This window comes from Sulfurovum sp. bin170 (genome assembly GCF_010892395.1).
Classification (GTDB): Bacteria; Campylobacterota; Campylobacteria; order Campylobacterales; family Sulfurovaceae; genus UBA1140.
In genome coordinates this window covers 1-8441 of sequence record NZ_JAACKB010000121.1, presented here as the reverse complement: position 1 = coordinate 8441, position 8441 = coordinate 1, and the positions used below count along the sequence as shown (strand labels likewise).

The window sequence follows — 8441 nt, the reverse complement described above, 5'->3', positions numbered from 1 at the left end:
TATGAGCCAAAAAAAATATAGGTAAATATGGAGAGTATTATATAAGACAAGAATTCATTGATAATATTATAGGAGATGATTGGTTTTGGTGTAAAAGAGAACAATACCTATCTCCAAAAATTACTAGTTTTAAACATAAAACTAATCAAATCAATAATGAGTTAGGTAAATGTTATGTATTATGTGTTCGAAGACATTTTAAATATTGAGGACTAAGAAATGAAAGACTACAAAATAGAAATCACAATCGACAAAGACGGCAATATAAAAGCCGAAACCAAAGGCATGGAGGGCAAAATCTGCATAACAGAACTAGATGAAATCTTAGCAGGTTTAGAGGGAGAGCGAAAAGAGAAAAACAAACCTGAATATTACAAAAAGCAGAAGATTGTAACCAAACAGCAGATTAAAAAGTGATGCTCAATATCCACAATATCGAAAAATCAAACTTTGTTAATGGCAATGGAAACCGTTTCGTTATTTGGGTTCAAGGGTGCGATTTGGGGTGCAAGGGGTGTTGGAACAGAGAGAGTTGGAGTTTTGAAGCCAAGATTCTGAAAAGTGCTGATGAGATTTTTAAAGAGATTCTCAATCAACCCAATTTGGATGGTGTGACCTTTACAGGTGGTGAGCCATTTTTGCAAGATAGTGAGCTGACCAAAATCGCCAAAAGAGTAAAATCAGAGACCAAACTCACCATACAAGTTTTTACAGGATTTAGGCTAGAGGAGATTGAAAATTCACCTCTTCTAAAAGAGATAGATACACTGGTGGCTGGACGATATGGGCAGGAGCAGAGGGTTTATAACTTTTCTGATACGGTTTGGGAGTTTGACAATGAGAGTGTAGAGGTTGAAATCTGTGAAGATGGCACTCTGATAGTGACTGGTTATCCACAAGATGAGTTTTTAAAGGATTTGAAGATATGAGCAGAGTTGTAAAAATAACAGGTTCGATGCAGATAGATGATGGTGTATTGGCAAAAGAGGCAATAGCCAAGAGTGGAAATAGTAACATCAAAATGGTAGATGGTAAATTTGAGTTTAACCAGTATGACTACGATTATGGACGAGGCAAAGCAGAAGAGATAGCGAGAGTTGAGACGATTTACAGTGAGTTGGTAGAGGAGGCAAAAAGGGTTTATAGGGAGGCTCAAAGAGAGAAGATTTTGGAGAATGCTTTGAAGCATGGGTATAAGTTGAAAAAAGAGATTCAAGAGGACAGCACGATAAAGTTGGTTTTGCAGAAGAGGGTTTACTAAGCTACTCCTATTTACATTTCTGATAAAATTAAAAGAAAAGGATGAAAAAATGCAAACCATTCGTATAGATGTCAAAGATATGTATGTCAATAATATATTAGAGATGCTCAACTCTTTGCAAGATATTATGATAGATAAAATTAAATTGGATTCTCTAAAAGAACCTTTTAGTCTGATGCAAGATAGGGAATATCAAGAAGATAGAGCTATGTTAGAGGTTACCTTAGAGGATTATAGAAAAAATGGCTCTAAAAATTTTTCTTGCCTAGATAAAAACTACTGGAGTGATGTACAAAATCGTCTGATTGCAAGACATCAAAAGGCAGATTAGGTGATAGTAGAAAAAGGGGATAAATTTGATAGTAAGCTTGATGCTGTTCTTGACTATATTGCAAGAGATAGCCTAAATAGAGCCATAGATTTTAGTGTAGAGTTAGAGGAGAAGTTAAATAAATTGCCTCATATGCCCTATAAATTCCGACGCTCTATCTATTTTGATGATGAGAATATTAGAGATTGTATTTTTAAAGGTTATGTAATTCCTTATCTGATTGATGGGATAAATAACAAGATTATACTGTTGGGTATAGTGAAGTATAGAGAAAAACTATAGCGAAAGGTGGAAATCAAATGCAAAAAAACCTATCAGAATTTTCAAAAAACCTAAAACTCCTAATGAGTGCCAAAATCACAGCCTTTTACATAGAAAACTACGAATGGGAACGATTTCAAGGGGATATTATCCGTGTGAGTGATGGGCATAAACTCTTCTTTTATAATGATGCACAAGGACTCAAAGAGTATATAAAGCGAGAGTTGATTTCGTGTGACGAGGAGGACATCGCTACGGTGATTGATGAGATGGAGGATGGGGCTATTTATGTATTTGACAATGTTCATAGTTATCTAAATGACCCACAGATTATTACCCGTTTTAGGGTGGCGATACGAGAGCTTAGACGCAAAAATAGTTTTATTATCCTCTTCTCACCACTGCTCAATATGCCAAAAGAGTTGGAGAAAGATTTGACCATCTTGGAGTATCCACTACCTACAGTTGGGGAGATTGGTAGGTATATGCGTAGGATTCTACATGATATGAAAGTGCCATTTGGAGAGGATGAGGCTATTGCTAAATCTCTGCTTGGATTGACCATGCGAGAGGTGGAGAACTCTACACGAAAGACGGCGTTGCAGTTTGGAAAAGTGGGGGTTGATGAGATATGGTCGCTCACTTATGAGAAAGAGCAGATTATTAAAAAGAGTGGATTTTTGGAGTATTTTCACCCCAAAGATGATATGAATTCTATTGGTGGGCTTGATAATCTCAAAGAGTGGCTACGGCTTAGGGCTAAAGCGTTTTCGAGTCGTGCTTTATCTTATGGGCTTAGTTATCCTAAAGGGGTAATGCTTTTGGGAATTCCTGGGACTGGTAAATCTCTCTCAGCAAAAGCTGTCTCTAACGCTTGGAACATGCCACTGTTGAGACTTGATTTTGGTAAAGTTTTTGGTGGAATCGTGGGAGAGAGTGAGAGCAATATTCGCCAAACCATTAAAGTAGCCGAGAGCCTAGCCCCTTGTGTTTTGTGGATTGATGAGATAGAGAAAGGTTTAGGAGGAGGTGCTAATAGTGGAGCTAGTGATGGAGGAACCTCAACTAGAGTTTTTGGAACTTTTTTGACTTGGTTACAAGAGAAAGAGAGTGAAGTTTTTGTATTGGCTACGGCGAATGACATCTCCGCCTTGCCACCTGAACTGCTTAGAAAAGGGCGGTTTAATGAGATATTTTTTGTTGATTTGCCTACCTTTGAAGAGAGAAAAGAGATTTTTGAGATACATATCAAGCTACGAAAACAGAACTCTGATACTATTGATATTGATAAATTGGCACTAAAAAGTAGAGGTTTTTCAGGAGCAGAGCTTGGTGAAGTGGTGAATGAGTCACTTTTTAAGATTTATGAGCCAAGTAGTGAACCGATTTTGCAAACAGGCGATTTATTGGAGACCATAGATGAGTTTTTCCCACTCTCTAAAACGATGGAGGAGAGGATAAAGACACTTCGGAAGTGGTCGAAAGATAGGACGAAACAGGCTTCTAAATATCAGCCTGAGGAGTTGGAGAAGTTTAAAGGGGTGAAGCTTAAAAACGAGATTTTGGATAATCCTTTTATTGAGGAGTTTTGATACTAAACTTCTTGCAAAACTCTTTGGAATCGGAGAGTTCACTCCCGAACATAACGAGGCTAAAGCCATCGGTTCCTAGTTTTGCAAGATGTTTACTATACTAAATTTTAGAGACTAAAAAATTCTCTATATCATCCCCTCCTCCTTAATCATTTTAGCAATATTCTGATGTGATTTATCATTCCAGTGATGGTCGCAAGAGTAATCCTCTAAGGGTAAATTGTGTCTATCCATTACAATATATATATCATAAAAATCTATCTTTTGTTCAGCTAAAAATTGTGTTAGTTTATCTTTTAGGCTTCTGTTTTCCCCATAAACTATTACTGTATAGTCTATATTTTTATCTTTTAGTAGTTTTTTTGTCTGATATATAGCACCTTCTATCTGCAACCAATTATGAGACAGATCTTCTTCTTTTTTACTCTCTTCTCTACTGCCCTCTTCTACTTCTTCACTTTTTTTATTTTTAATATAGGCTTTAATTCTTGTCAATAGAGAGTAGATCTCAAAATTTGACAAAGAGGCTTTTATCTCATCTTTTTTAGTACTATCTCTAGGGGGTATCACTTTATAGTTCTCTAAATCAGAAAAATCCAAAAATACAGTTGGATTCATTGAATTTTTATCGTAACCTACGCTATCACCTTCATATATATCTTTGTCCATATTTACAAAATGAATAACCTTTTTTACATTTTCCAAATTGCTTTTCTTTTGCAGTATTACAAGCTGTTGTACTGGTGATGTTGCAGCCATAGCATGATTTAGAAAGTTGTATTTTCCATTATATACTTTATATAAAGCGTTATGAATAATATTTTCACTGTTTACCATCAGTGCTTCGATATAGGAGTCACCTAAGAGAACTATATCTTTTCTATTTTTTTGATACTCATAAGAGTTTTTTACAAACCCTTTATCATCGAAAAAAAACTCTGTATCGTAACAGCCCTGCAACCATCTACTAGAGAAGTTTTTTTTATGCCATAGACCTAAATCTTTATCGTACCTAATAGGTTCAACACCAAGTGTAAATGGTGAATATCTCAAAAAAAACTCAAATAGTACAACAGCTAAGACTACTGAAGATATAACTGTAAAAAATTTCTTGTACATCTCTTCCCCTTTAAAAATTAAAATATAGAAACTCTGATGCTTTATCACCAGTGATTGTAAAATATACCATCTGTAGTAGTGCAAATGTAAAAAATAGCGTCATCAGAAAAATATGATACTTTTTTAGTGATTTAACTAATTTATTGGAGTTTTGAAATACCAATACAATAATAAATGATGCAAAAATATATAACAGAGAGTATCTATATGTAAAGCTGTCATAATACAGTGAGATTCCATTCATTCCAAACATACCTTTTAGTACTTTTATAGCATCATCAAAGTCCGTGGCTCTAAAAAAGACTCTTGTAAAGTTGATATAAAAAAAGGTTATAATCCAAGCAGATACTATATTCATTTTGAATCCAAACTGCTTCCATTGATGGTTAATGACTAGTGCAACTCCATGTAGAGACCCCCAAATAATAAAGCCCCAACCTGCACCATGCCAAAGACCTGCAAAGAGAAGAGTTAACATAAGATTTGTATATGTTCGGCTAATACCTTTTCTGTTACCACCCAAAGGAATATAGATATAGTCTCGTAAAAATCTACCAAAGGTGATATGCCATCTTCTCCAGTAATCCTGAACAGATGTTGCTCTGTATGGAGAGTTGAAGTTAATAGGCAGTTTGATATTGAAAATCAGTGCTGCACCGATAGCCATATCTGCATATCCAGAGAAGTCAAAATAGAGTTGAAATGTATAGGATAGACTTGTAACCCAAGCCTCAACAAAATGTAGAGTTACAGAGTGGTCAAAACCATTTGTTGCCCATATAGCAAAAGTATCTGCAATAGCCACTTTCTTAAAAAGACCAATAGAAAATATAAATAGACCCGCCATCAGATTATCTATATTTATAGAGCTATTTTTAGGCTTTATAAATTGAGTCATCATCTCTTTATGGTGAACAATTGGTCCAGCTATTAGTTGTGGAAAAAATGTAACAAAGAGAGCATAGTTCAGAAAATCATACTCCTTAGTCTCACCCCTATAGGAGTCAACAAGATAGGCAATCTGTTGAAAGGTGAAAAATGATATAGCAAGAGGGAGTGCAAGATGCAGAAGTTCCACATTTGAATCAAAAACAAAATTTAGATTTATTATAAAAAAATCCAAATATTTATAGTGCATCAATAGAAGTGCATTTCCCAATATACCTATGGTCAAAATTGCTTTTTTTGAAATTTTATATATCTCTACACTGTATCCTGCAAGAACCCTCCCCACAGAGTAGTTAAATATAATCGAAGCAACTATGATATTCAAATAGATAATATTCCACCAAGCATAAAAAAACAGACTGCTAAGTACTAAAAAAACTTTGGATGCAGTCTCTAGTTTTCTGCTTTTCAGAAAAAAATAGATAAGAAATGTTATAGGCAAAAATGCAAATATAAATTCGTAGCTGTTAAATAGCATTATCTATCTTCCGTCTTATTACTATTTTTTTTACAAAATTTTTAATCTTTCGTATTAGCAAAATTCTATACCACTCAAAAAGTTCATCTGCCCAGTGTTCAGGATGAATATTTATCATTATCTTATCAGGAACTCTACCTCTATCTATATTTGAGATTATATCTGCTGTGTGGTTAAATAGAAAATCAAAGTCACTCTCCACTCTATCTCTTAGGTTAATAGCCTCATTATTCCATGCTCTTCCTGCATCAGTAATATATAGAATTTTTTGAAAATCTATATCAAAATACGGCTCTGATGAAATACCATATCTTCTATAGTCATACCTCTCCCAAAGAAGACGGCTATCCCACCTAGATGTTGGTCTTCCATGCATAGAGATACTCTTTATGGGATAAAATCTGTTTAAACTAAATAAATTTTTTTCAAAATCAACAATTGCTTTTTCATAGTCCCCATTGGTCTCTGCTAAGGACTCATAATGGTAGCCTATCTCATGTCCAAGGTTTGCTATCCCATTGATTATATCTGCTTTTAGAGTTTTAGGGATGGTTCTAAAGTAGTATGTAGCTTTTACTCCTAGACTATTCTCTATTTTTGCCATAGCTAAAGAGCTATTTGGTCGTCTATCAACATCATGTCTCAACATTATAAAAGGTCTATTTTTATCATATTTTAGAGTAAAATACTCCTCTACAGTAATAAATTGAAAACCTCTATCTTTTAATATATTGAGTAGTTCAATATATATATCATGAGTAAAATCTCTCATTATCTAAACCTTTTTTGATAGTTTGGGTAATCTTCTGTTATTTGCAGACTTTGGGGATAGTTCTCTATAAACCATATAGTAAAAGCTGTTACATCTATCTTTTTAGAGAGCATCTTATCTCTTCTCTTAGAAAACTCATCTTTTAGGTTCTCTTGATTTAATAGCTCCATAGATTTTTCTACTACACCCTCTGCATCTCGATAGTTAAAAATCAAACCATAACTCTCTTGCTCTCTTATCGTAATAGGGTTTAAAGAGTTTATATATATACTTGGTGTACCAAGCATTGCACACTCACTAGCCATAGTGGCTCCCTCTCCGATAAATAGTGTGGCAAAAGCCAATGCATCATGCATCTTCTGGGGAGGAATCTTAATCTGGTAGGGCTTTAGCTTCTTGGGAAGTTCGCCTTCAGAAGATATAAAAACTTTCATTTTTTTGGATAACTCTTCTACAATTTTCTCTTTATACTCTGATGTTACTCCTCCTTGTCCTATATCATGAGAAGCATCCCATGAGACAAAACGAAGAATGATATAAGGTTCAGCTTGTCTAAGATTTAGTATTTTAAATATATCCCTATTGGGTTTAAATCTATTTGGGTGTAGATAGGCTAGTTCATGATAACCATCATAACCCCTGATATTATCTGTTGTAAGAGGAGGCTCTTTTGAGTTATGGACTAAAATAGCCTCTGTAAAGGGTGAGTATAGTTTCACCTGCTCCATATTAAAAGTATCTTCAAAAGATATATGAGGCTTTCTAAGAACAAAAGAGGCGTGTGCTAGATACATAGACCCGTGACTCATAAATATATCTGGTTTGAATTTGAGTGCAGTAACGATTGCTTGTAGGTCAAATTTTAGTAGACCAAATATCTTCCCTGCTAAAGTTTTAAACTTTTTACCAAACGATTTATATTTGAATCCATAACTCTTAAGAAGTTTTATCTCGAACTCTTTATCTCTACAGCTAAAAAGTATCTCATGCCCTCTTTTTTGCATCTCCCATGCAAAATTTTTAAAGAGATGCACATGCCCAGGGTGACCTATATCTATTAGTATTCTCATCTTCCATACCTCACTTTTTTATATATCTTTTTTGCTTTCGTCTTTACATAGTTAAAAAGGTTATCATTCCAGATTCTCATATATGGAGTCAACTCTCCCCCAAATCGCCTATAGAACTGTTCCACTCCAAAGAGCATAGAACCCTCGAAATCATAATAGTCACATCTCTTATGGAAATAGTTTATACTCTCTTGTAACATATATCCATTGGCTCCTCGAACTTGATTCTCTATATCTATACCATTCAAGATAAGGTATGATGATCTCTCTTCATAAACAAGACCACATACAGCAATACACCTGCCACTACTATCATAAGCTCCAAAAGAGACAAAAGTACCTCTCTCTTTGAGTTTGAGAATAAAATGTTCTAATCTCTCTCTATTAAAAGGAGATTTACTACCCTGTCTAATAAATGTTTTATTAACCAAGTCCCACAATAGTTCAAAAGGGGTCTCCTCTCTTATCTCTACCCCCTCTCTTATTGCATTTTTTATATCATTTTTCATATTTCCATGAAATTTACTATATATATTTTCTATATCTATATCTCTGTTTGCTATCCTATATGTATATCTTGTCTGCTGTGTAAATCCTTGCCAAGAGAGT

The 8441-nt window shown here is 34.5% G+C and carries 11 protein-coding genes; 6 read left to right on the top strand and 5 right to left on the bottom strand.

Going from position 1 to position 8441, the window contains the following annotated elements:
* Window positions 1–219: 219 nt before the first annotated feature.
* The 6 genes from GSY74_RS02955 to GSY74_RS02930 are packed head-to-tail and all read left to right on the top strand — an operon-like array spanning window position 220 to window position 3445.
* Window positions 220–417, top strand: a complete 198-nt coding sequence (locus GSY74_RS02955; RefSeq protein ID WP_164663623.1) for a DUF2997 domain-containing protein — start codon at window positions 220–222, stop codon at window positions 415–417.
* The gene (locus GSY74_RS02950) at window positions 417–929 is read left to right on the top strand and encodes a 4Fe-4S single cluster domain-containing protein (RefSeq protein ID WP_255494502.1); all 513 of its coding nucleotides are present in this window, start codon (window positions 417–419) and stop codon (window positions 927–929) included. The genes GSY74_RS02955 and GSY74_RS02950 overlap by 1 nt, the downstream gene beginning before the upstream one ends.
* A complete protein-coding gene (locus tag GSY74_RS02945; protein ID WP_164663621.1) occupies window positions 926–1261 on the top strand; it encodes a hypothetical protein in 336 nt (111 codons plus the stop codon). Before GSY74_RS02950 ends, GSY74_RS02945 begins: the two co-directional genes overlap by 4 nt.
* Window positions 1262–1310: 49 nt before the next feature.
* A complete protein-coding gene (locus GSY74_RS02940; RefSeq protein ID WP_164663620.1) occupies window positions 1311–1592 on the top strand; it encodes a hypothetical protein in 282 nt (93 codons plus the stop codon).
* The gene (locus GSY74_RS02935) at window positions 1593–1874 is read left to right on the top strand and encodes a type II toxin-antitoxin system RelE/ParE family toxin (protein ID WP_164663619.1); all 282 of its coding nucleotides are present in this window, start codon (window positions 1593–1595) and stop codon (window positions 1872–1874) included.
* A gap of 17 nt (window positions 1875–1891) precedes the next feature.
* Window positions 1892–3445, top strand: coding sequence for an AAA family ATPase (locus GSY74_RS02930; protein WP_164663618.1), 1554 nt, complete (start codon window positions 1892–1894; stop codon window positions 3443–3445).
* A gap of 126 nt (window positions 3446–3571) precedes the next feature.
* On the opposite strand, the gene GSY74_RS02925 is transcribed toward GSY74_RS02930, so the two are convergent.
* The 5 genes from GSY74_RS02925 to GSY74_RS02905 all read right to left on the bottom strand — a co-directional run.
* Window positions 3572–4564, bottom strand: a complete 993-nt coding sequence (locus tag GSY74_RS02925) for a hypothetical protein (RefSeq protein ID WP_164663617.1) — start codon at window positions 4562–4564, stop codon at window positions 3572–3574.
* Window positions 4565–4574: 10 nt separating this feature from the next.
* Window positions 4575–5990, bottom strand: coding sequence for an MBOAT family protein (locus GSY74_RS02920; RefSeq protein WP_164663616.1), 1416 nt, complete (start codon window positions 5988–5990; stop codon window positions 4575–4577).
* The gene (locus tag GSY74_RS02915) at window positions 5980–6762 is read right to left on the bottom strand and encodes a hypothetical protein (protein WP_164663615.1); all 783 of its coding nucleotides are present in this window, start codon (window positions 6760–6762) and stop codon (window positions 5980–5982) included. The genes GSY74_RS02920 and GSY74_RS02915 overlap by 11 nt, the downstream gene beginning before the upstream one ends.
* A complete protein-coding gene (locus tag GSY74_RS02910; protein WP_164663614.1) occupies window positions 6762–7832 on the bottom strand; it encodes a DUF354 domain-containing protein in 1071 nt (356 codons plus the stop codon). Before GSY74_RS02910 ends, GSY74_RS02915 begins: the two co-directional genes overlap by 1 nt.
* A partial coding sequence (locus GSY74_RS02905; RefSeq protein ID WP_164663613.1) for a GNAT family N-acetyltransferase occupies window positions 7829–8441 on the bottom strand: 613 nt, incomplete at its 5' end. The genes GSY74_RS02910 and GSY74_RS02905, both read right to left, overlap by 4 nt.